Origin of the sequence: Aestuariibaculum sp. M13 (assembly GCF_024723255.1) — a bacterium.
GTDB lineage: Bacteria > Bacteroidota > Bacteroidia > Flavobacteriales > Flavobacteriaceae > Aestuariibaculum > Aestuariibaculum lutulentum.
The window spans coordinates 505,430-528,014 of sequence record NZ_JANIAC010000001.1; the positions used below are offsets into that span (position 1 = coordinate 505,430).

Below are 22,585 nucleotides of genomic sequence, written 5' to 3' on the forward strand. Positions count from 1 at the left end.
TTTTTTAAAATAATTGGGGCGTTAAAAGGCTAAATCTAATGTTTTCCTTCCACATAATCCTGCAAATACATAAAACGTTTGGTTAATTTGCCTTTTTCTGTAATTTTCGCGCGGTATAAAACACCATCATTGTCATCGTTAAAAAATGCAGGAATAACATGTTGCAAAAACATGTCTCCGAAGCCTTCGCTCGCATCTTTTGGCAATTCACAAGGCAAATTATCTACGGCCATAACGGCAATAGCATCTGATTTAGTATAATCGGTTTCAGATTCTGTTTGTGGATCGTAACCATAAATAGGATCAGCAATGGTTGACGCTCGTAAAGTGGTTGCTACGGGTCCATCGACATCACAGCTAATATCTGCCACTACTTTTATATTGAAATCGAGTGACTTAACATCGTCTCGTGTGTATAAATAAGGTGCTCCATCGCCATAAAAATGACCAGCTATGTAAAAATTAGTTACCTTAGCAAAGCGCATAAAGTCTGACTGATAATCCTCCGGATGATTAAAGAAATCGAAATTATCAATCACTTGTCCGTCCTTACGTTTATTATAATCTAGAACATCAATTTTACAGTAAACGGGTTTAGAAAACGTCTTATTTAAGTAGTCTTCTACTGAAACCTGCTCAATTTCCATAGCTTCCAACATTTCCTGAGATCCGTTTGCTACTTTTCCACTACCCGTTAACAGTATTTTTATATTAGGAAGTTTTAATGTTTTTAATTGTTGAATGAGTTCTTCCTGATTTGTCAAGGTCCCAGCTTTAGGCAGTTCCCATGAATTATATTTCAATCCCCAGGTTCTAAATCCATTGTAGGTCCCCACAATTCCTGCATAGCGACCAAAACCAATTAATCTAAAGCCTTTCTCATTAACTATAGTTTCGTGATCGTACAATTCTATATTTTTTTCTAAAATGGCCTGAAGCAGTTTTCGGTTATAGGGTTGCTTTTTTATGGTATGCGAAAAGAAAAAGTACTTTTTGTCAGGTACCAATGCTTCAATTGGTACTTCTTTGACACCTATAAAAACATCGCAGTCAGACACATCATTAATAACCTCAAATCCTTGAGCTTCATATTCTGAATCTGGAAACACGCGTATATCGGAAGCTTCGACTTTAAAGGTGGCATCAGGGAATTTATCTCTAGCTTTAGCTAATTCGGTTGGAGAAAAAACAACACGACGGTCTGGCGGATTTTTGCGTTCTTTAATAATAGCAAATGATATAGGCATAAACTACTGGTTTATTTGGTATTTAAGTTTAGTTGAAAATGAATTTGGAATAATTCTTGCTCTAAAATAGGTGGATTATTATTGAATTACAAAGTTTTTGATAACTTTGCGTTCGCGTTAAGGATTAAGGCATTGTTGGAGCTCCTTGAAAAGAGCGACTGCCGAAAGCCTGACCCGACAGGGTAACGCCATACTTATGAAATTAATATTGGGGTCGACTGGTTTTGACAGCGAGATTAATTGAACGGTAAGCACGTCGTGTAATGATTTTGAAACACGTTAAAGGCTAAATCAAACTTTAAACGGCGAGAATAACTACGCTTTAGCTGCTTAATTCTGAATTATAGTAAGATTGCCTAGGCGCACAAGGTGCGCAAGCTAAATGTCTCCGGAAAGCCTTGGTTAACGGCGTTCCTTTTAGAGGCATCGTAAATGTTGACATAGATTGGGTCCTGCTTCGATGCCCTTTCGAAACTTAAGAAGCTAAGCTAATAAGTAGGTTGTCTTTAACCAGCTTTTAGTCGAAAACTTAAGAAAAGAATAAACGTGTAGAAAGCCCTTTGGTTACTTGTTTGGACGAGAGTTCGATTCTCTCCGACTCCACTTTTAAGCCTCGAAAAAATTAAAATTTTTCGAGGCTTTATTTTTTCTTAAATTTATATCATGACAATTGTTTACACCCCCAAACCACCGTATTACGCTGTAATATTTACCTCTATTAAAACCAGTAATGACGAAGGTTATGAAGAAATGGCAGAACTAATGGTTGCTCTTGCCAAGCAACAAGACGGTTTTTTAGGTATTGAAAGCGCCAGAAACGAAATAGGTATTACCGTATCGTATTGGAAAGATTTGGAATCTATTCGAAACTGGAAAAACAACGTCGATCATCAAATTGCTCAAAAGAAAGGCCAGCAATATTGGTATAAAGCCTACAAAACGAGAATTGCTAAAGTGGATCGGGATTACGGATTTGAAAAATAAAACTATGAATAAATATCAGGAGACATTTAACACCTGGAATAGCATAGCCAACCGCTATAAGGAAGCGTTTTTTGACCTGGATTTATATAACGACACTTACGATTTCTTTTTAGACAATCTACCAGATAAAGAATCAAAAATTTTAGATGTGGGCTGCGGACCTGGAAATATTACGAACTACCTGTTAAACAAAAGTCCAAACCTAAAAATTAAAGGCATAGATATTTCAGAAAACATGATTGCTTTAGCTCAAAAGAATAACAAATCAGCTGAATTTAAAATCATGGACATTAGAAATTTAGATTCACTACAAGACAGCTTCGACGGTATTATTTGCGGTTTTTGTCTCCCTTATTTATCTAAAAAAGACTTCTCCAAACTCATTTCAGACTGTAATCTATTACTAAATAAAAACGGCATTCTATATCTAAGTTTTGTTGAAGGTGACACCAAAAATTCAGGATATATTTCCGGAAGTACAGGAGACCGTATGTATTTCTATTATCATAACCTAAAAGACCTTAAAAACGAATTAACTATTCACGGTTTTGAATCTCCTAAACTTATTTTAAAATCTTACACAAAAAGAGACGGATCTGAAGAAACCCACAGTATTTTAATCTCCCAAAAAAACGTTAATTATTAATTGGATTACAAAATACACTAACTTATCTTACACCAGAATTAACCCAAATTTAAGAACAAAAAATGCAAAAACTTTTATTACTTATTGTTATCGTATTTCTGAACATAACAATACTTAATGCTCAAGAAAACATTATCGATCTATCAGGGACATGGAATATATCTCTTAGCAAAGAAAGACCAGAAATTGAAAAAACCACATCCTATAAAAGGGAAGGTTCTATAAATTTACCTTCCTCATTAGCACAGCAAGGTTACGGACTTAAAACAACGGGGGCTGATTTTGGTGTATTAACTCCGGAATATAAATACTTAGGTATAGCTTCGTTTGAAAAGGAAATCACTATTCCCAACCATTGGAAAAACAAAGACCTGCAACTATTTCTGGAACGTGTTTTATGGGAATCTAAAGTATTTATTGATGGCATAGAATTAAGCACTAAAGATGCTTTAGGCTCTCCTCATATTCATCATCTTGGTCATCTTACGCCCGGAAAACATAAAGTTACCATTGAAATTAACAATGATATGATTCATAACATTGGCGACAAAGGTCATGCTTACGGCGAATACACTCAAAGCATCTGGAATGGTATTGTTGGCCGAATGGAATTAACAGCTAAAGACCCTACGCATATTGAAAGTATTAGAACTTTTTCAGATATTGATAACGATAAATTACGAATTGAAACTCGTTTTATTTCAGCTAAAAATGAAAAAACAACCATTACTTTCAACATTAGCGAGCTAGGAAAATCAAACGTTGTTAAATCTTTTGAAACCACCTTTAACTCTGATGCTGGTGAGCATAAAAAAGAATTTACGATTAATTTAAATCAAGCTCTAAAACAATGGAATGAATTCGATCCTACGGTTTACATATTATCTACAACCATAAAAACTAAAAAATACCAAGACACCCAACTTACCGAATTTGGGTATTTAAAAATTGGACACGACGGCACGCATATACTCATAAATAACTCTCCGGTTTTTTTACGCGGAAATTTAGACTGTGTACATTTCCCTTTAACAGGCTATCCTTCAACAAAAGTTGAAGACTGGGAAAAGATATTTAAAGCTTATAAATCTTATGGATTAAACCATGCCAGGTTTCATTCGTGGTGTCCGCCAGAAGCAGCATTTAAAGCTGCAAATCGCGTTGGTATTTATTTACAAGCTGAAGCTTCTATCTGGATTGACTGGTGGATGAGCGTTGACAATACCGAACGTGGCCGCCCGGAAATGAACACAAAAGGCTTCCCGCAAGGCTTAGGCAAGGATCCTGAAAGGGACCAATTTGCCATTGATGAAATGAATCGTATTGTAGATTTTTACGGCAACAACCCTTCATTTACCATGTTTTGTATAGGTAACGAACTTGGCAATTCAGATTTCGATGTCATGAAACTATGGGTTAAAGATTTAAAAGAAAAAGATAACAGACGACTGTATTCGGTGTCGACCGCACGAAAAGTTACCGAAGTAGACGATTATATGGCAACCCACTATATACAAGGCGTTGGACGCACACGCGGATTAAATGGTGCGCATACCGACTGGGATTTTGAAGACACTTACAAACAAATGAACATCCCAATTATTGCGCACGAAATTGGTCAGTGGCCAGTATATCCATCGTGGAGTGAAATTGATAAATATTCAGGCGTTCTTAAAGCCAGAAACTTTGAAGAGTTTAAAGCTATGGCCGAAAAAAATGGTATTGTAGACCAAGCCGATGATTTTAAAATGGCGTCGGGGGCTCTAAACCAAATTATGTATAAATATGAAACCGAATCGTTTTTAAGAACCCAAAGCTGTGCGGGGGTTCAACTTTTAAGCATGCAAGATTACCAAGGCCAAGGTGAAGCTTTAATTGGCTGGCTTGATGCCCACTGGGAAAGCAAAGGCATTACAACTCCTGAGCAATTTAAATCGCATTTTAACGAAACCACGCCTTTACTGCGTTTAGAAAAATTTGTATGGACAAATAATGAAACTTTAAAGGCCGATTTTCAGCTTTCGCATTTTGGTCAATTTCCTATAAAATCAGGAAACATAATTAGCGAGATTAAAACAGAATCTGGCCAGGTTCTTAAAAAAGAAACATGGCCTTTAAATAATCTACCTGTTGGAAGTTTAACCAATGTTGGTTCTATTTCATTACCACTAAATACTATTGATAATGCACAACGCTTAATCATTTCTGTCGCTTTAGAAAATACCGATTTTAAAAACGAATGGAATGTATGGGTTTATCCTTCAAACCTTCCGGAAACCAATTCTAAAAATATTGTAGTAAGCAATCTTCTGGATGAAAACACCATTAAAGAACTCGAAGCTGGGAAAAATGTTTTATTAATTGCCAACAATTTAGGAACCGAAGAAAACAGTGTAAATTTAAATTTCACGCCGCTTTACTGGTCGTTAACGTTCTTCCCTGGTCAAGGAAAAACTAATATTGGTATGCTTTTAAAAGACAAACATCCGGCATTTAAACATTTCTCGACCAATTATCACAGCGACTGGCAATGGGAAAGCATTACAAAAGGGTCGAAAGGTTTTATTTTAAATAATACGCCTACAGATTACAAACCAATTGCTCAGGTAGTAGACGATTTTCACCGTAACAATAAAGAAGGCGCCATTTTTGAATTAAAAGTTGGTAAAGGAAAACTTTTAGTTTGCGGATTTAATATTGCCGACAGCGATTTACCGGTGGCCAAGCAATTAAAGTACAGCCTTACGGAATATATAAATTCAAAAGATTTTAACCCAAACCTTTCAGTAGATATTAATACTTTAAAAGATATGCTTCCGTATATTCCTAAAGCGGAAAACATTACTGTTGAAGGCGATTTTGAAAATGCTATTTTACAAGTTAAAGCTGCTGAAAATGTAACGGTTGAAAATGAAAATGTAGCATGGAAAACCGATCAGGATAAAATTCTTGTCCAAAAAGGGGTGAAATACAGCGTAAAAAGCGATGGTGCATGGAAAGATAAAGATGGTAACGCATGGCATGGTGAAGAAATGACGATTACGCTTAATTGCCCTGAAGGTATGCTTGGTAGTTTTTATGTATTGTTTGACGACTGGAACAAACAAAACCGCGAAGGTTACGTTGAATTTGAAGGCAGAAAAGTACATTTAGACAGACACAAAACCGAAGGTGGTAAATGGGTAAAATTCCACGTGATGCGTGAAGACAGTAACGATGGAAAACTTATTTTACAAACCAAGGCTACTAAAGGTAAAAATTTAATGATTCGCCAAATTGTTTTAGAGAGCGAATAAACCAATGCTCTAAACAAACTACAACCTTAACCCCTTCTACTTTTATTAGTTTTAGGGGTTTCTTTTTTTTTACAAATGATGTGAAAATATTTAAATAAAAGAATGAAATTCTTTTTAAGAATTAACTTGTCATTCTGAACGCAGTGAAGGATCTCAATAGTATTAGATTTCTCGTCACTCGTTCCTCACTCTATCAAAATAACAAAGTAATCTTAAAAATTTACACAAACTAAAGTGCTGCAATGAAATTACATGGTTTTATACCTTAATTTGAAACAATAAAAAAAGGCCTGTAAAAACAGACCTTTAATTAATAACACTTAATAAAAACTTTAGATTAACGTTTTTATCTTTTCAATTATAGTATCAGCTAACGCATCTGCACTTTCCTGAGATGCGCTTTCTGTATAAATTCTGACAATCGGTTCGGTGTTTGATTTACGAAGGTGTACCCATTCGGTTTCAAAATCAATCTTCACGCCATCAATCGTATTCACGGCTTCATTTTTAAAATGTTCAGCTATTTGATCTAAAATAATATCAACATTTATTTCTGGCGTTAACTCTATTTTCTTCTTACTCATAAAATAATTTGGGTAAGAGTCACGTAATGCTTTACATGATATTTTTTGATGCGCTAAATGCGATAAAAATAAAGCCACACCCACCAGAGAATCTCTTCCGTAATGTGAATCCGGATAAATAATTCCGCCATTACCTTCACCGCCTATTACGGCATGAGCGGCTTTCATTTCAATAACTACGTTTACTTCACCAACAGCACTAGCCGTATAGGTTCCGCCATGCTTTACAGTGATATCTCTTAAAGCTCTTGATGATGATAAGTTAGACACTGTATTACCACCTTTCAGCCTTCCTAAAACATAATCGGCACAAGCAACAAGGGTGTACTCTTCGCCAAACATAGAACCATCTTCACAAATAAGCGCTAATCGGTCAACATCTGGATCGACCACAATACCAAAATCCGCTTGTTCATCTACAACCAATTTTGAGATATCGGTTAAATGTTCTTTCAAGGGTTCTGGGTTATGAGGAAAATGTCCGTTAGGCTCACAATACAACTTAACACACTCTACACCTAAACGCTCCAAAAATGCCGGAATAGCAAGGCCTCCGGTTGAATTTACCGCATCAACTACCACTTTAAAACCTGCTCGCTTTACAGCTTCTGCATCGACTAATTTCAGTTTTAAAACTTCTTCTGTATGTTTTTCTATATAACCTTCAACCTCAGTATAAACTCCTAAATGGTCAACTTCTGCAAAAGCATATGCATCATTTTCGGCTATTTTTAAAATTTTAGCGCCTTCAACACCATCTAAAAATTCACCTTTATTATTTAATAATTTTAAGGCATTCCACTGTTTTGGGTTATGACTTGCCGTGATGATAATTCCACCATCTGCACCTTCTAAAGGCACAGCGACTTCAACGGTTGGGGTTGTAGACAAGCCTAAGTTTTTCACATTAATACCCAAACCAATTAAGGTCTGACTCACTAATGTGCTTATCATTGCTCCCGAAATTCGGGCATCTCGCCCTATAACAACGGTTAGTTTTTTATCTGGATTTTGCTCCTTTAACCACATACCATAAGCAGCGGCAAATTTCACAGCATCTACAGGGGTTAAATTATCGCCTACGTTTCCACCAATGGTTCCACGAATCCCTGAGATTGATTTTATTAATGTCATTGTATTTTATACATATTAAGCTTGGTTCTCATGAAACTCGCACACATGTTTATGTATACGCATTAAATGTTTCATCATATTTTGGCAAGTCGCTTCACTCTTACCTTCTACTTCTAATGTTACATTAATTTTATTTTCAGTATTCTGAAAACAACTAATACTAAACCATCCATTAGGAAAAAACACTTTCAATGCTTCTGATTCTTCGTTCTTAAGGAATAAATCAAATTCACCAATAACCCAATTTAAAAACCGACAATAGGCTATTTTACTATCTAATGATGCCATTTCCTGTATTTGGAAATTGGATGGCTTAGTTTTAGTGTTTGTATTTAATGCTAACATTTAAATTTATATGATTAGAATATCCATCTTACAAAGGCTTCCATAGCTGCGTAGTGCGCTAAACCTAACTGATGATATAATTCTGCTGTTTCTCTGTTTCTATCCTCTGCACGTTGCCAGAACTCTCGACTATCACTTCCTTGAAATACTACACCATCTTTTTGCGATTGGTGTTTAAAGATGCCGTGACGTTTTTCTAACACCTGACCCGGACTCATTGGAACCGCCATTTCGATTTCGTCGATTCCCCATTCCTGCCATGCGCCACGGTATAACCACACCCAACAATCTGCCATGAATGGTTTTTCTTTTAAGCGTTTTACCGATTCAAAAATAGCATCTAAACACACTTTATGAGTTCCGTGCGGATCGGCTAAATCACCTGCTGCATAAATTTGATGTGGTTGAACCTTCTCGATAAGAGCCATGGTGATTTTAATATCTTCTTCACCAATCGGTTTCTTTTCAATGGTACCGGTTTCGTAGAATGGCAATTCCATGAAATGGATATTTTCATCTGGTAAACCAACAAATTGAGCGGTAGCTCTTGCCTCACCCTTTCTAATAATTCCTTTTATGTAACGTACTTCGGGAATATCGATTTCACTATCCTTTTTATTCTTTAAAAAGTCAATTGCTTTTTCATAAATCGCCTTAGCCTCCGGACTTTCAATTCCGAATTTCTCATTGTAATCACAAACGAAAGCAGCAAAACGTAACGCTTCATCATCAGCAACAGCAATATTTCCCGAAGTCTGGTATGCGACATGAACGTCGTGACCTTGCTCTTGCAGACGTTTGAATGTTCCTCCCATACTAATGATATCATCATCTGGGTGTGGCGAGAAGATTAAGGCACGTTTTTTAGCTGGCTCAGCACGTTCAGGACGGTTTGTATCATCAGCATTTGGTTTTCCTCCCGGCCATCCGGTAATGGTTTGCTGAACTTTATTGAAGATGTTAATATTTATATCGTAAGCAGGTCCTGAATCGGCCAACAAATCACTCATTCCGTTCTCGATATAATCAGCATCGGTAAGCATTAAAATAGGTTTCTTCAAGCTTAAGGCTAAACCTAATACAGCCTTTCTTGCCATTTTATCGGTCCACTCTACTTTCTCTACCAACCATGGCGTATCAATACGGGTTAATTTTGAAGCTGCACTTTTATCAATAACAAAGGTTGCATTTCTATGCTCTTGTAAGAATGACGCCGGTACCTGATTGGTTACAGGTCCTTCTACCGAAGCTTTTATGATGTTCGATTTTCCTTCCCCCCAAGCCATTAATACCACGCGCTTAGCTTCCATAATTTTCTTAACTCCAAGCGTAATTGCTGTTCTTGGAGTTTTATCTAGCCCACCAAAATCTTTACTTGCAGCCACACGGGTAATATGATCTAAAGCTACCAATCTGGTTTTTGAATTTTGTAACGATCCTGATTCGTTAAACCCGATATGTCCGTTACCTCCAATACCTAATATTTGTAAATCGATACCTCCTAAAGCTTCAATTTTAGCTTCGTAAGCATTACAATATGCTGATATTTCTTCCTTAGATAAGGTACCATCTGGAATATGAATATTCTCAGGTAACATATCAACCTGATTAAACAGTAATTCCTTCATGAAGCGCACATAACTAAATACTGAATCCGGCTCCATCGGATAATACTCATCCAGATTAAAACTGATTACATTCTTAAAACTTAAGCCCTCCTCCTTGTGTAATCGTACCAGTTCAGCATATAAACCCTTTGGGGTTGATCCTGTTGCTAATCCTAAAATACAATTTTCATTTTTCGATTGCTTTTGTTTTATAAGTTCTGCTATTTCTTTTGCAACTGCTTTCGATGCTGCTAACGAATCTTCAAAAACTACAGTATCTGCGTTTTCAAAACGTTTTTCAAAACCTGTGGCCTTATCTGCACTACTTTTAATCATAACCTATCTCCTTTTTAATCTAGTTTAATCCTTACAATATGTTTGCTTTAATCTTTTTCCAAATGCGCACTAATAACACTCCTGATATTAGAGCGATAATAGTCATTACGAGCGCCAATGTTGTTTTTCCGTAAATCCAGTATCCTGTAGCGAACATGGCACTGTAGATTAAGGCACATCCTAACACCATAGCCATAATACCAGCAGGCACTGACCAAGGTTGTTTGTTATCTTCTAAAACCACACCATCTGCTTCAGCTTCACTTAACACATGAGACCATCCTGGTCCTCCTGGTTGAATCTTTTTATAAAAACTTTGTAATACCGCCTTACTTTCTGGCTGAGTCATATACGTTGCCGCTAACCAAATAACGGTGGTTATCAACACTACAAAAGGATATTCTAAATAACTTGCAAACACTCCAGTTTCCTTAGCAAAGAAAAATGCTCCCGCAGGTGTTAATTTTAAAATGATTGAAATGATTCCTGAAGCAAACATCGCTGCTATTTCACTCCAAGCGTTTATACGCCACCAGAACCAACGTAAAATAAAAATAAGTCCTGTACCTGCACCAAATACTAATAATACCTCGAATAGTTGCAATGCATTTTGAAGCAACAATGCTAACAATGCACTAAACACCATTAATACAATTGTTGATATTCTACCTACGGCTACCAGACGCTTTTCTGAAGCTTCCGGGTTGATTTGTTCTTTATAAAAATCGAAAACAATATATGATGACCCCCAGTTTAACTGCGTTGAAATGGTACTCATATATGCTGCAATTAATGATGCTAAAACCAATCCTAATAACCCACTAGGTAATTTGGTCAACATAGCTGAATAGGCTAAATCATGACCTAATTTATCATCTGCAATACTAGGAAACGCCTCTTGAATACTTGCTAAATCCGGGAACACCACTAACGATGCCAAGGCTACTAAAATCCATGGCCAAGGACGTAAAGCATAATGCATGATATTAAAAAAGAATGTTGCTCCAATAGCATGATTCTCATCTTTAGCTGCTAACATACGCTGTGCGATGTAACCACCACCACCTGGCTCTGCACCAGGATACCACGAGCTCCACCACTGTACTGCTAAAGGAATAATTAATAACGTGATTAAAGATTCTGTATCACTAAAATCCGGTAAGATTGATAATTTATCTGCCACATGCTCATTAGTAATTAAAGCCGCAACACCACCTACTTCCGGCAGGTTCACTAAATAATATGCAGCACCAATCGCACCACCCATCGCCACGAAGAACAATAAGAAATCGGTATAAATAACACCTTTAAAACCACCAAGTGCACTAAAAGTCACCGTAATGATGCCGGCACTAATTACCGTCTGCCAAGGCTCTAAACCTAACATAATTCCACCAATCTTGATGGCTGCCAAGGTTACTGCCGACATGGTAATGACATTAAAAATCACCCCTAAATACACCGCTCTGAACTTTCTTAAAAAAGAGGCTGGTTTTCCACCGTAACGTAATTCATAAAACTCTAAATCGGTATTCACATTAGATTTTCGCCACAGCTTTGCATACACAAACACCGTTAATAACCCGGTAAGCAAAAAGGCCCACCAAACCCAGTTTCCTGAAACACCATGAGTTCTTACAATATCAGTTACTAAGTTAGGTGTATCGGTTGAAAAGGTAGTGGCTACCATAGACACCCCTAATAACCACCACGGCATACTTCGCCCTGATAAAAAGAATTCTGATGAGTTTTTTCCTGACTTTTTTGACACCCAAATCCCGATACCCAAGGTTAACGAGAAGAAAATGATGATTAACGTGTAATCTAATGGACTTAATGATACCATATACGTGTGTTATTAGTTAATATTTTCGTTTTGTTAGTATTTGTTCGTTATGTCAATTTCGTAATCTGCTTTACTTCTTCATACTGCTTTGAATAACTTTCTAATAGTTTAAACTGATTTTTGGCCCGGTCTAAATTATGATGACTGTAAGCCGCTTTATAATAAATATCGTTGTTTAGGAAATCGGTTAAAAACCTTAATCCCATAATAAATATAATGCTTTTAGCTCCTAATGGGAGATACTCCAATTCGGTTGACGTTAAAGATTCCCCTACCGTTTCTAAAAACCCTTTCACATAAGATTTATAATAGTCAATATTGAAATTCACCTGATCTAAATCTTGTTCATCTTCGGCTGCTGTATTACAAATCGTTCTGATTGCATCACCAAAATCATAATGAATAATTCCAGGCATAACCGTATCTGTATCAATAACGCAAAGTCCTTTATTGTTTGTGTCAAACAAAGCGTTTGATATTTTTGTATCGTTATGCGTCACTCTTGTTGGAACTGCTCCAGACTCTTTTAACGTTTGAAGAATATGCATTTCTTCTCTTGACGATTCAACCAGTTCTATGCAAGCTATTGCCTCCTCTTTTCGCTGTTGAGATGCTCCTTTTAAAGCCTCATCAAACTGTTTATAGCGAAACGACATATCATGAAAATTTGGAATCACTTCTATCAAATCATCCACTTTAAAATCGCTGGTTTGATTTAAAAATTCTCCAAATAACTTTCCGCCTTCATACGCAATTTCATCATCTACAACTCGTTCGAAAGTGACACTATCATCTATAAATTGTGTTAAATTCCAGTATCCCGTTGACTTATCTTCATAAAATGATTGACCTTCAACAGTAGAAATAAAAGACAAAACACGACGTTCCTGTTCTCCTTTCGGCAAATGTGACAACTTCATTTTTAAATGATTACTGACACTTACCTTATTATTAATTAAACCCGGTACATCAGGAAAAACACCATGATTAATACGCTGTAGCACATAATTGGGTTTATCTTCAGTTTTTATTAAATAGGTATCATTAATATGTCCAGAAGCCAATTCGGAAAATGATTCGAACTGACTTTCATGTTGAAATTGATCAAAAATATATTTTAATGTTTCCTGATTCATATTACCATAAATATTCAGGATAGACATTTGCTTCTTTCAACTCTTCTATCGCTTTTTGAACGATAGCCTTATCTTCCTGATAAGTAACACCAAACCATTTAGCGTCAGACTTTAACACCTCGACCGTTGCTTTACCGGACTTCAATATCTCATTAACAATGGATGGCAAATAAAATTCCGCCTTTAAATTAGCTTTGTTCTCTTCTAAAAACTGCAAAAATAGCTCCTCTCCAAATTCAAAGCATTTAGGTGTAAAACCCCAAAAGTTCATAGAAACTACGGTATCCGGTTTAATAGATACAAACTCACCATCATCATCCTTACGCATCAACTCTCCATTAACTTTTTCAATATGGGTTCGTTCCGTCACATCTAATAAAAACCCGTTTTCATCAACTTGACATTCTCCTCTTGACACAAAACCATGATCTGAAACGGTATTTTTCAACAAATAAGCCATAGTCTTGAAGTCATAAGATTCCTTATCCGTTTCCTTTAAAGCCTTCGCCATACTCTCAAAAGCCTCTCTACTGTAAAAATCATCAGCATTAATAATGGCAAAATTTTCCTTTACAGCATCTTTAGCCATTAGCAAAGCATGACCGGTTCCCCAAGGTTTTGTACGCTCCGAATTAACATAAGCTTCAGGTACACAATCCAACTCCTGATAAACATAAGCTACCTCAGCCTTACCTTCTAATTTCTTATTAAAGATTTCCTTAAATTCTGCCTCAAAACTTTTTCTAATAATAAAAACAAACTTCCCGAAACCAGCCTGCAAAGCATCGTAAATTGAAAAATCAATAATTGTATCTCCCTGCGGAGTAAACGAATCCATCTGCTTCAAGCCTCCATATCGACTCCCCATTCCTGCCGCTAAAACTACTAACGTTGGTTTTTCCATATCTGTTTTAATCATTTAAATTTTCAAGACTTCAAACAAGTCGTCAAACAGTTAAAAATCAACACTTTTTAAATCCATCACAAGGCATTTTCAACTGTCAACTTTGCGAAAGTATGTATTAAGTTTTACAAAAAAAAGAAAAATCACAAAAAAATGTGCTCGACAACATTTTAAAATGTGTTCGAGCACATTTTTTGTAATTCAATACAACTTTTATATTATATTTGTAGTAATGAAAAAATATACCATCAAAGATATTGCTCAATTAGCAGGCGTATCAAAAGGAACTGTAGATCGCGTTATTCATAAACGAGGGAAAGTATCGGAAAAAGCTCTAGAAAAAGTAAATAAAATACTTGCTGAAATAGACTATCAACCCAACCTAATGGCTAGAAGTCTAAAAAACAACAAGGACTATGTTATTTGCGCCCTATTGCCAAATCCCGATATTGATCCGTATTGGAAACCTTGTAAAAAAGGTATAGACCAGGCTTACAATGAATATAAATCCCTTGGAATTACCATTGACACACATCTGTTCGATCCTACCGATACCGAATCTTTTCTGGAAGTCAATGCTAAGGTTTTAAAACTAAATCCTGACGCGGTAATTATAGCTCCTTTATTTTATAACGAAGCTAAAAAATCGATATCTACATATAGTGAGGCCAATATTTTGGTTAGCATCATAAATAACCGAATAGGTTCTGATGACATTAACAATTTTGTGGGTCAGGACCTAGTTCAAAGTGGACGTATTGCAGCACGCCTGATGGAAATGATTACTCCAAAAGACTCTGAAATTATTATTGCTCACCTTGATGAATTTTTTCATAACGCATCGTTTATGCAGCAAAAAGAGAAAGGATTTAGAGACTATTTCGAAAATTCCTTAACAAGCGACTACACTCTTACAACCTGTAATTCAATAGAATCTAATCACTATAAAACCTTATACGACGCCATAAATAACTCAAAAAATATTTCTGGTATTTTCGTTACAACTTCCAAAACTTATAAAGTTGCCAAAATGCTGGAAGACTTCCCTAATTTATCCATCAAAATAATTGGTTACGATTTACTTGAAAAAAACCTTAACTACTTAAACAGTGGTAATATTGATTTTCTGATTCATCAAAATCCAAAACAACAAATCTACCTTGGTTTAAGTCAGTTAGCAGAACATTTTCTGTTTGACAAACCAATTACAGAAGAATTACTGTTACCTATAGACATTATAAATTCTGAAAACTACAACTCCTACTTAAATCAATAACGTATTTTTGCAAGACAAACTTTTTGTAAAATGACTATTGAAGACCTTGTAGGCACTTATAATATTATCGGCAGCAATCAGGACGAGGAGGCCTCGCCTTATACCGGCACCCTTACCCTGTCTCTTGACATGAATTATAGAATTAAAGCTAAATGGCTTATTAATGACGAACAGGAACAAATAGGCTCTGGTTTTTTTAAAGATAACATCTTGGTTATTAACTTTAACTATAAAGGCAACGATTACAACACATACAAAGGCGTAGTTGTTTACAGATGTATAAACAAGAATCTGTTAGATGGTTTTTGGTCTGAAAAACACGGTAACCCACTTTGTTTAGGCGAAGAACAATGCTTCAGAGTTACCGAATCTAACGAACTTTTAAATTAATTGTTTGTTGTATCATTCCAATCTTTCGAATCGATCTGGATGTAACTCACTGTATTCCTTATCCTGAAATAACCCCATAAAAACAGGGTCTATATTTTTTGCGTTCCAATTATTAAATGTTCTTGCTAAGCTATCTAAAGCAAGAGGATTAGTTCCTGCTATATTTTCAGTTTCAGAAATATCCACATCCAAATTAAAGAGCATCGTATCTTGATCTTTCACTAAAAATTTATCGCCGTTAGCATGACGCGTTGCATAAATTTGCTCATCAAACTTACTCCAAAATAGAAAATCATGCGGCAGCCCCTTATTACTTCCTAATAAAAAAGGAATTAAATCTACTCCATCAATTTTGTTTTTAGTTTTAATCTCTTTTTTAGTTTGATTAACTATTGTTCCAAAAATATCTAAAGAAATAACTGGTTTATTATATACCATTCCTGCGGGAATTGTTCCAGGCCATTGCATAGCAAAAGGTACTCGTACGCCTCCTTCAAACAAATCGCTTTTCATCCCTCTTAGAACACCATTATCTGACCCATTGTGAGGTTCAGGCCCTCCATTATCAGATAAGAATACAACAATTGTATTTTCCGTTAAATTTAAAGCATCCAACTGGTCTAAAACTAACCCCACTCCATCGTCTACAGAACTAACCATTGCGGCATAAGTTCTCCGTTTTTTATCCTGAATGGTATCAACTCTGCTTAAATATTTTTCAGTAGCCTGAAGTGGCGTATGCGGTGCATTATATGCCAAGTACATAAAAAACGGATGATCTTTATGTTTATCGATATAGTGAACAGCTTCACGAGAAAGGGCATCGGTTAAATATTCTTTTTCCTCAACTCTTTGATTATTTCTTAAAAGTTTTGTTTTATAGGCATCATACTGAGATTTCACATCAAACTCATCATTTAATATCCATTTTTGAGGGAAGTAATGATGCCCTCCAGTTAAAAAACCATAAAAATCATCAAAACCTCGCTTCAATGGCTTTAAAGATTCATGAGCTCCCAAATGCCATTTCCCTAAAGCTACAGACTTATAATCCGCCTTTTTCAAAGCTTCAGCTAAAGTTTCCTCTGTTAAAGGCAAACCCATTTCAGGATCATTAGGAGTAAATAAAGGATTTCTTGAAAAACCAAACCGATCCTGATAACGGCCTGTTATTAATCCTGCTCGACTAGGCCCACAAACCGCATAACTTACATAACCATTAGTAAATTTAACCCCTTGATTTGCAATTTTATCAATATTTGGAGTTGGAATATCTTTACACCCATTAAAACCAACATCAGCATAACCTAAATCGTCAGCTAAAATCACTATTAAATTAGGTGATGTTTTTTGCCTAGTTTTAATATTGACATTTTGTTTTTCACTATTCTTAACCTGCAGGCATGACACCAAAATTAAAGACATCAAGAATATTAGAGTTCGCTTCAATAGTTTTTTCATATCTGTTTAAATATTGTCTTCAGTAAAAATAGACTAATCTAAAAAAACTATGGTAGGCATACTTTGCAAAAGCGTATGACTTTATCATATTTTAGTAATAAAAAACCTTTTCACAACTCCATCTAGAGCATTATTCTAATATAGTGTATATACCGCGATTTAATACACCTGTATCATTTCGTTATTACATACTATTTTAGTAGTTTTATTTTTTAAAGACTTAAATATTACTTTATAGATATGGCAAATATTGTTTGTTATGGTGAAATTTTATGGGATGTTTTTCCTGAGCATCGAAAAATTGGTGGCGCACCATTAAACGTGGCCAGCCGATTAAAATCCTTTAGCAATAAAGTTGCTATGATTAGCGCTATTGGCGATGATGTACCCGGAAAAGAATTACTAGAGTATTTAAACTCTAACGAAATAAACACAAGCTGTATACAAACCATAAAAGAATACCCTACCAGCGAAGTGCATGTTAGTCTGAATGAAAAAGGTTCGGCTAGTTACGACATAAAATATCCTTGTGCCTGGGATAAAATCGATTTACATGATGATGCCGAAAATCTCGTAAAAAATGCCGATGCTTTTGTTTTTGGAAGTTTAGTCGCTAGAGATTACACTTCTAAAAACACCTTATATAAACTAATTGATGTTGCCAAATACAAAATATTCGATCTTAATTTACGCCGCCCCTATTACACCAAAGACATTCTCGTCTACTTAATGAATAAGGCTGATTTTATAAAGTTTAATGACGATGAACTTTTTGAGGTTAGCAAATACTTAGGTTCAAAATATAATTCTTTAGAACAAAACCTTATGTATGTAGCCGAACAAACCAACACCAAGCATGTTTGCGTAACTAAAGGCTCACATGGTGCAGTATTACTTTACGGTGATAAATTATATTACAATAGCGGGTATTTAATTAATGTAAAGGATACTGTTGGAGCCGGTGATTCCTTTTTAGGGTCTTTAATCAGCAAACTACTAACTAATACCAATCCGCAGGAAGCTATTGATTTTGCCTGTGCTGTTGGTGCTTTAGTTGCTCAAAGTGAAGGTGCAAATCCCAAACTATCGGATTCCGATATAGAAACTTTTATAAACCCTTTATAAACAAAAACAGCAAATAGATTAACCTACTTGCTGTTCTTTAATTTTTTTAAGAAGCTCTAATTCGTGTTGAATCTCTTCTTTGCGTTTATTGAATTTTTCTACTCTGGCATCAATTTCCGCTTGCATTTTCTGGCGTCTTATTACGCGTTGTGCTTCGGCTTCAGCTTCTAATTGCTGTTCCTTTTTCTGCTGAGCTCTTTCCTTAAACACAGAATAATAAGAGAACCCATACATAGAAAGAAATAACAGAGCAATGATACCTAAAATGACATAACCATTTTCCATAAGTCTTATTTACTAATTAAAAAGGGAGTTAAACAAATAGATGCAACTATCTAAAAGTAACATCTTTACTACCTCAAAATTATCAAAAAGACAGGTTGTTAAAAAATAAACAAGTTAAAGTGCTTAAAAAAAAGATAAAATCATAAAGCACTAAACTCCCACTCGTTGAACAACAAAAAACAGCTACTTAACGGTTTTATACCCCGCTTCTTTCCAACTGGTAATACCACCTTCCATGTTATAAATTTTAGTAAAACCAAGCTCTTTAAAAATGGCTGCGCTTTTACTGCTTCTTCCTCCAGATTTACAGTATACAAGTACTGGCTTATGTTTATCTAACTTTTCAATTTCCGCCCTAAAACTATCAGAGAAGAAATCAATATTTGCAGCTCGTTCCAAATGCCCAGCCTCATACTCTTCTGGTGTTCTTACATCTATGAGCTGTAACTTACTGGTGTTATCAACCAGCTCAATAGCTGAAGATACCGGGACATTTGCAATATCCTTCTGAGTCGATAATCCTTTACAGCCAAAAAAACTGATAAGTATTACACTTACTAAAACAATTATCCTTCTCATAGTATTTAATTTTTAATTATTTGAAATCAACAATATCGCCTGTCCAGGCCATAATACCACCTTCTAGGTTGTAAGCATTTTCAAAACCTAGTTGTTCCATAATAGAACACGCCTGTCCGCTGCGGTTTCCTGAACGGCAATACACATAGTAATTTTTGCTCTTATCTAATTCTTCAAGCGCGTAAATAAATCCTTGCCCTTTAAAAATATCGATATGTATAGCATTGGGAATAACGCCTTCGGCTACTTCGCCTTCGGTTCTTACATCTAAAACCACTGCGTTATCATCATTAGCCAATTGTTCTGCCCACTCTTCTTGTGTTAAATCTTCCATTATAATGTATTTAGTGTATCACAAAATTAATATTTATAACCTTTATAGACGAAAAAAAATCTAAAGTATTACACCTTAGATTTTTACTTATTAAAACGATATATTTCTCAATCTTAAACTTTAATTGAGCAACCAATAGCCTTAGTTTCTTTTTGCTCTACTTCTTTTCCTTTTAATAACGCATCAACGGCATCTTCTACATATTTTGTAGTCACGGCTTCAGCATCTTTATAATTATCATCAATGGCACCAATGTATTTAACCACATTTCCCTTTTTAGTTTTTTCCAAAACAAACATATGTGGCGTTTTTGTTGCGCCGTACTTAGGAAAAACAGTTTGCTCACTATCTATTAAATACGGAAACGTAAATCCTTTTTCTTTTGCGCGTGCTTTCATAGCATCTAAATTATCACCCGGTTTTATATCCGTATTGTTTGGCATAATAGCAATTACCGGATACCCCTTTGAAGCATATTTTTTATCTAAAGCAATGATACGATCTTCGTAAGCTACTGCAAACGGACAGGTATTACAGGTAAACGTAACTATAAAACCTTTGGCATCTTTATAATCGGCTAAAGACACCATCTTTCCATCTATATTTTTAAGGGAAAAATCTTCTGCTATATCCCCTACCTTGTACCCGGGTTCAACAGTCGTTTTCTTAACAGTAAACGCACTAACAGCAAGTACAAGTAGTACAAGCGGCATAAATTTCATTAGTTTTTTCATACGGAATTAATTTAAAAATGGTTTAACTTGGTTTTCTAACTCTTCAAAAGTAAACGACTGTTCAAAGAACTGACGCTCATCATTTTTATATATAATAGTTGCCGGAATAGAGCCAGACCATGATTCATCAACTTTCGGAATCCAGCTATTCATATCGGCATCATCCAATGCTACGACTTCAGATTTTATTTTTCTTTCTTTTATAAAAGGTTTCAGTTTGGTATCGTATTGATGTGGAAAATCTAAACTTACTAACAATACCTCAACATTCTTATCGGCATATGCATTTTGTAACTGCTCAAAATAAGGTAACTCCTTTACACAAGGTACACACCATGTCGCCCAGAAATTTATAACATGTACTTTCCCGTCTTTCTTGTTCAGCAATGGTTCTAACCCATCAAAATCATAAACTTTTAAATCTGTATCAAATTCCTTCTGAACAACAAATTCAGTTTCCCTGTTATCCGCTAAGGCCGTTTTGTTTTTTTTTCCATCTGATTTACAACTTATAATCAGCAAGAAAGTAACAAGTAAAATATTAAATTTCATCATTTAAAATTTATGTGTTAGACCAACCATTAATGAAATGGTTTAATAATCTGTTAATAGAATCCTAAAATTAATTAATACTTTGTAGTTAGAAATCAGTTTAACAATCTTTTATGTAAAAATCATCCGGAAGTATTGTGTAATTTTATTTTCATTTCTATATTTGAGGCAAACAATAACAAAAACATGTTTACAACTTTAAATACTATTTGGTGGTGGAGCTTTACAAACTTACGTTCGTGAAGTAGACCCCTTATATATTTAAATTAAAATATTAGAAAAAGGCTTGTCATTCACGACAAGCCTTTTTTAGTATCAAAAAAATTGAAAACAATTAAACACTGAACAAATTTCAGCATAAATGACAACTTATAACTTATACACGCATTACAAAAAAATTCTGGCAGACACTATTACACCTGTTAGTATTTACCTAAAAATAAGAGACAAATATCCAAACAGCATATTACTGGAGAGTAGTGATTATCACGCTAACGATAATAGTTTTTCGTATATCTGTTTTAACCCGATTGCTTCCATAAAAGTAGAAAACGAAACTATTTCACAAACGTTTCCCGATGGAAGCAATTCTACAGAAACTATTACTGAAAGTACCGATGTCGCTGAAGAAATTCATAAGTTCACCAAACGATTTGAAGTAAGTTCAGACGAAGAATTCAAGTTTATTAACAATGGTATTTTTGGATATATCGCTTACGATGCCGTACGTTATTTTGAGGACGTCGACATTGCTAAAAAAGATAATTCCATCACAATTCCCGATGTGTATTATGCGGTTTACCAGAATATCATTGCGATTAATCATCATAAAAATGAGGCTTATATTTTTGCGCATTGTCACAATACCGAAAGTAACATTGAAGAAATCGATCACCTTATTAAAGTACGAAGCTTTGCGTCTTACAACTTTGCTTCAAACGGAGATATTACATCCAATTTAAGCGACGACGAATACAAAACACACGTTGAGTTAGCCAAAAAACACTGCGCCCGAGGTGATGTTTTTCAGTTAGTCCTTTCAAAAAGTTTTACTCAGGAATTTAAAGGCGATGAGTTTAATGTATACCGCGCTTTACGCAGCATTAATCCATCTCCATATTTATTCTATTTCGATTATGGTAACTTTAAAATATTTGGTAGCTCGCCAGAAGCGCAACTTATTGTTAGCGAAGGCGTAGCCGAAATTCACCCTATTGCCGGAACTTTTAAGCGTACCGGAAACGACACCAAAGATGCCGAACTGGCTCAAAAACTGGTTGCCGACGATAAGGAAAATGCTGAACACGTCATGCTGGTAGACTTAGCCCGAAACGATTTAAGTCGTCATGGTAGCAGCGTAACCGTAAACACCTATCGTGAGGTGCAGTTCTTCTCTCACGTTATTCACTTAGTGAGCAAGGTCACCGGTAAAAAACACACCAACACCCCAACCATGCAAGTGGTGGCCGACACCTTCCCTGCCGGAACCTTAAGTGGTGCGCCTAAACACCGTGCCATGCAACTTATCGAAGATTACGAAAAAACAAGCCGATCGTTCTACGGTGGCGCCATCGGGTTTATGGATTTTAATGGCAACTTTAATCACGCCATTATGATTAGAACTTTTTTAAGCAAAAATCATGAACTACATTGGCGTGCTGGTGCCGGAATTGTTTCCAAATCAAGCGCAGAAAGCGAATTACAGGAAGTGTATAACAAATTAGGCGCTTTAACAAAGGCCATTGAATTAGCTGAAACCATATAAACTACAAAGAAAAAACCAC

General features: G+C 35.5%; 20 protein-coding genes and 1 other RNA gene. 8 read left to right on the forward strand and 13 right to left on the reverse strand.

From position 1 onward, the window contains the following. Positions 1–35 precede the first annotated feature (35 nt). Positions 36–1,241: an NAD(P)-dependent oxidoreductase gene (locus tag NO995_RS02195; protein ID WP_258226887.1), complete on the reverse strand. Its 1,206-nt coding sequence runs from the start codon at positions 1,239–1,241 to the stop codon at positions 36–38. Between the two features lie 216 nt (positions 1,242–1,457). On the opposite strand from NO995_RS02195, the gene ssrA reads away from it, so the two are divergent. The 4 genes from ssrA (at position 1,458) to NO995_RS02215 (ending at position 6,173) form a co-directional block, all read left to right on the forward strand. Continuing rightward, positions 1,458–1,853: a transfer-messenger RNA gene (gene ssrA / locus NO995_RS02200) on the forward strand. Positions 1,854–1,910: 57 nt separating this feature from the next. Next, entirely contained in the window at positions 1,911–2,231 is a 321-nt protein-coding gene (locus tag NO995_RS02205; protein WP_258226092.1) for an antibiotic biosynthesis monooxygenase, read from the forward strand. A 4-nt stretch (positions 2,232–2,235) separates the two neighbouring features. Further along, positions 2,236–2,877, forward strand: coding sequence for a class I SAM-dependent methyltransferase (locus NO995_RS02210; RefSeq protein WP_258226093.1), 642 nt, complete (start codon positions 2,236–2,238; stop codon positions 2,875–2,877). A gap of 62 nt (positions 2,878–2,939) precedes the next feature. Next, entirely contained in the window at positions 2,940–6,173 is a 3,234-nt protein-coding gene (locus NO995_RS02215; protein WP_258226094.1) for a glycoside hydrolase family 2 TIM barrel-domain containing protein, read from the forward strand. A 332-nt stretch (positions 6,174–6,505) separates the two neighbouring features. Here NO995_RS02215 and glmM read toward each other — a convergent pair whose 3' ends face one another. The 6 genes from glmM to NO995_RS02245 form a co-directional block, all read right to left on the reverse strand. After that, a complete protein-coding gene (gene glmM, locus NO995_RS02220) occupies positions 6,506–7,891 on the reverse strand; it encodes a phosphoglucosamine mutase (protein WP_258226095.1) in 1,386 nt (461 codons plus the stop codon). Positions 7,892–7,906: 15 nt separating this feature from the next. Further along, positions 7,907–8,179, reverse strand: coding sequence for a hypothetical protein (locus tag NO995_RS02225; protein ID WP_258226096.1), 273 nt, complete (start codon positions 8,177–8,179; stop codon positions 7,907–7,909). A 71-nt stretch (positions 8,180–8,250) separates the two neighbouring features. Then, the gene (gene nagB / locus NO995_RS02230; RefSeq protein WP_240571730.1) at positions 8,251–10,179 is read right to left on the reverse strand and encodes a glucosamine-6-phosphate deaminase; all 1,929 of its coding nucleotides are present in this window, start codon (positions 10,177–10,179) and stop codon (positions 8,251–8,253) included. A gap of 31 nt (positions 10,180–10,210) precedes the next feature. Further along, complete coding sequence (locus NO995_RS02235; RefSeq protein ID WP_258226097.1) at positions 10,211–12,025, reverse strand: sodium:solute symporter family protein; 1,815 nt, start codon at positions 12,023–12,025, stop codon at positions 10,211–10,213. 47 nt (positions 12,026–12,072) lie between these two features. Further along, entirely contained in the window at positions 12,073–13,188 is a 1,116-nt protein-coding gene (locus tag NO995_RS02240; protein ID WP_258226098.1) for a phosphotransferase enzyme family protein, read from the reverse strand. Then, entirely contained in the window at positions 13,163–14,080 is a 918-nt protein-coding gene (locus NO995_RS02245) for a sugar phosphate nucleotidyltransferase (protein ID WP_258226099.1), read from the reverse strand. The genes NO995_RS02240 and NO995_RS02245 overlap by 26 nt, the downstream gene beginning before the upstream one ends. Positions 14,081–14,297: 217 nt before the next feature. On the opposite strand from NO995_RS02245, the gene NO995_RS02250 reads away from it, so the two are divergent. Both NO995_RS02250 and NO995_RS02255 read left to right on the forward strand, forming a co-directional pair. Further along, a complete protein-coding gene (locus NO995_RS02250) occupies positions 14,298–15,341 on the forward strand; it encodes a LacI family DNA-binding transcriptional regulator (RefSeq protein ID WP_258226100.1) in 1,044 nt (347 codons plus the stop codon). A gap of 30 nt (positions 15,342–15,371) precedes the next feature. Beyond that, positions 15,372–15,731 (forward strand): hypothetical protein, encoded by a 360-nt coding sequence (locus tag NO995_RS02255; protein WP_258226101.1) that lies wholly within the window; start codon positions 15,372–15,374, stop codon positions 15,729–15,731. Between the two features lie 12 nt (positions 15,732–15,743). Here NO995_RS02255 and NO995_RS02260 read toward each other — a convergent pair whose 3' ends face one another. Then, the gene (locus tag NO995_RS02260; protein WP_258226102.1) at positions 15,744–17,192 is read right to left on the reverse strand and encodes a sulfatase-like hydrolase/transferase; all 1,449 of its coding nucleotides are present in this window, start codon (positions 17,190–17,192) and stop codon (positions 15,744–15,746) included. Positions 17,193–17,432: 240 nt separating this feature from the next. On the opposite strand from NO995_RS02260, the gene NO995_RS02265 reads away from it, so the two are divergent. Further along, the gene (locus NO995_RS02265; protein WP_258226103.1) at positions 17,433–18,317 is read left to right on the forward strand and encodes a carbohydrate kinase family protein; all 885 of its coding nucleotides are present in this window, start codon (positions 17,433–17,435) and stop codon (positions 18,315–18,317) included. Between the two features lie 18 nt (positions 18,318–18,335). Here the strand turns inward: NO995_RS02265 and NO995_RS02270 are convergent, their stop codons facing one another. From NO995_RS02270 to NO995_RS02290, 5 genes are all read right to left on the reverse strand, one after another. Continuing rightward, positions 18,336–18,602 (reverse strand): hypothetical protein, encoded by a 267-nt coding sequence (locus NO995_RS02270; protein ID WP_240571738.1) that lies wholly within the window; start codon positions 18,600–18,602, stop codon positions 18,336–18,338. Between the two features lie 183 nt (positions 18,603–18,785). Further along, a complete protein-coding gene (locus NO995_RS02275; RefSeq protein WP_258226104.1) occupies positions 18,786–19,181 on the reverse strand; it encodes a rhodanese-like domain-containing protein in 396 nt (131 codons plus the stop codon). A gap of 16 nt (positions 19,182–19,197) precedes the next feature. Continuing rightward, positions 19,198–19,515, reverse strand: a complete 318-nt coding sequence (locus tag NO995_RS02280) for a rhodanese-like domain-containing protein (RefSeq protein ID WP_258226105.1) — start codon at positions 19,513–19,515, stop codon at positions 19,198–19,200. Between the two features lie 113 nt (positions 19,516–19,628). Then, positions 19,629–20,249, reverse strand: coding sequence for a thioredoxin family protein (locus NO995_RS02285; RefSeq protein WP_258226106.1), 621 nt, complete (start codon positions 20,247–20,249; stop codon positions 19,629–19,631). A 6-nt stretch (positions 20,250–20,255) separates the two neighbouring features. After that, positions 20,256–20,804 carry a TlpA disulfide reductase family protein gene (locus NO995_RS02290; RefSeq protein WP_308813188.1) on the reverse strand — a complete coding sequence of 183 codons (549 nt, stop codon included), beginning with the start codon at positions 20,802–20,804 and terminating at the stop codon, positions 20,256–20,258. A 358-nt stretch (positions 20,805–21,162) separates the two neighbouring features. Here NO995_RS02290 and NO995_RS02295 point away from each other — a divergent pair, with 358 nt between their 5' ends. Next, positions 21,163–22,566: an anthranilate synthase component I family protein gene (locus tag NO995_RS02295; RefSeq protein WP_258226107.1), complete on the forward strand. Its 1,404-nt coding sequence runs from the start codon at positions 21,163–21,165 to the stop codon at positions 22,564–22,566. Positions 22,567–22,585: the final 19 nt, after the last annotated feature.

Excerpts from the sequence above, each read along its gene's own strand:
- NO995_RS02205 (WP_258226092.1), top strand. The coding sequence starts at position 1,911 with ATGACAATTGTTTACACCCCCAAACCACCGTATTACGCTGTAATATTT.
- NO995_RS02215 (WP_258226094.1), top strand. The coding sequence starts at position 2,940 with ATGCAAAAACTTTTATTACTTATTGTTATCGTATTTCTGAACATAACA.
- NO995_RS02245 (WP_258226099.1), bottom strand. The coding sequence starts at position 14,080 with ATGATTAAAACAGATATGGAAAAACCAACGTTAGTAGTTTTAGCGGCA.
- NO995_RS02280 (WP_258226105.1), bottom strand. The coding sequence starts at position 19,515 with ATGGAAGATTTAACACAAGAAGAGTGGGCAGAACAATTGGCTAATGAT.
- NO995_RS02260 (WP_258226102.1), bottom strand. The coding sequence starts at position 17,192 with ATGAAAAAACTATTGAAGCGAACTCTAATATTCTTGATGTCTTTAATT.
- NO995_RS02250 (WP_258226100.1), top strand. The coding sequence starts at position 14,298 with ATGAAAAAATATACCATCAAAGATATTGCTCAATTAGCAGGCGTATCA.
- NO995_RS02240 (WP_258226098.1), bottom strand. The coding sequence starts at position 13,188 with ATGTCTATCCTGAATATTTATGGTAATATGAATCAGGAAACATTAAAA.
- NO995_RS02265 (WP_258226103.1), top strand. The coding sequence starts at position 17,433 with ATGGCAAATATTGTTTGTTATGGTGAAATTTTATGGGATGTTTTTCCT.
- NO995_RS02270 (WP_240571738.1), bottom strand. The coding sequence starts at position 18,602 with ATGGAAAATGGTTATGTCATTTTAGGTATCATTGCTCTGTTATTTCTT.
- NO995_RS02275 (WP_258226104.1), bottom strand. The coding sequence starts at position 19,181 with ATGAGAAGGATAATTGTTTTAGTAAGTGTAATACTTATCAGTTTTTTT.
- NO995_RS02285 (WP_258226106.1), bottom strand. The coding sequence starts at position 20,249 with ATGAAAAAACTAATGAAATTTATGCCGCTTGTACTACTTGTACTTGCT.
- NO995_RS02235 (WP_258226097.1), bottom strand. The coding sequence starts at position 12,025 with ATGGTATCATTAAGTCCATTAGATTACACGTTAATCATCATTTTCTTC.
- NO995_RS02210 (WP_258226093.1), top strand. The coding sequence starts at position 2,236 with ATGAATAAATATCAGGAGACATTTAACACCTGGAATAGCATAGCCAAC.
- NO995_RS02255 (WP_258226101.1), top strand. The coding sequence starts at position 15,372 with ATGACTATTGAAGACCTTGTAGGCACTTATAATATTATCGGCAGCAAT.
- NO995_RS02295 (WP_258226107.1), top strand. The coding sequence starts at position 21,163 with ATGACAACTTATAACTTATACACGCATTACAAAAAAATTCTGGCAGAC.
- glmM (WP_258226095.1), bottom strand. The coding sequence starts at position 7,891 with ATGACATTAATAAAATCAATCTCAGGGATTCGTGGAACCATTGGTGGA.
- NO995_RS02290 (WP_308813188.1), bottom strand. The coding sequence starts at position 20,804 with ATGATGAAATTTAATATTTTACTTGTTACTTTCTTGCTGATTATAAGT.
- NO995_RS02225 (WP_258226096.1), bottom strand. The coding sequence starts at position 8,179 with ATGGCATCATTAGATAGTAAAATAGCCTATTGTCGGTTTTTAAATTGG.
- nagB (WP_240571730.1), bottom strand. The coding sequence starts at position 10,179 with ATGATTAAAAGTAGTGCAGATAAGGCCACAGGTTTTGAAAAACGTTTT.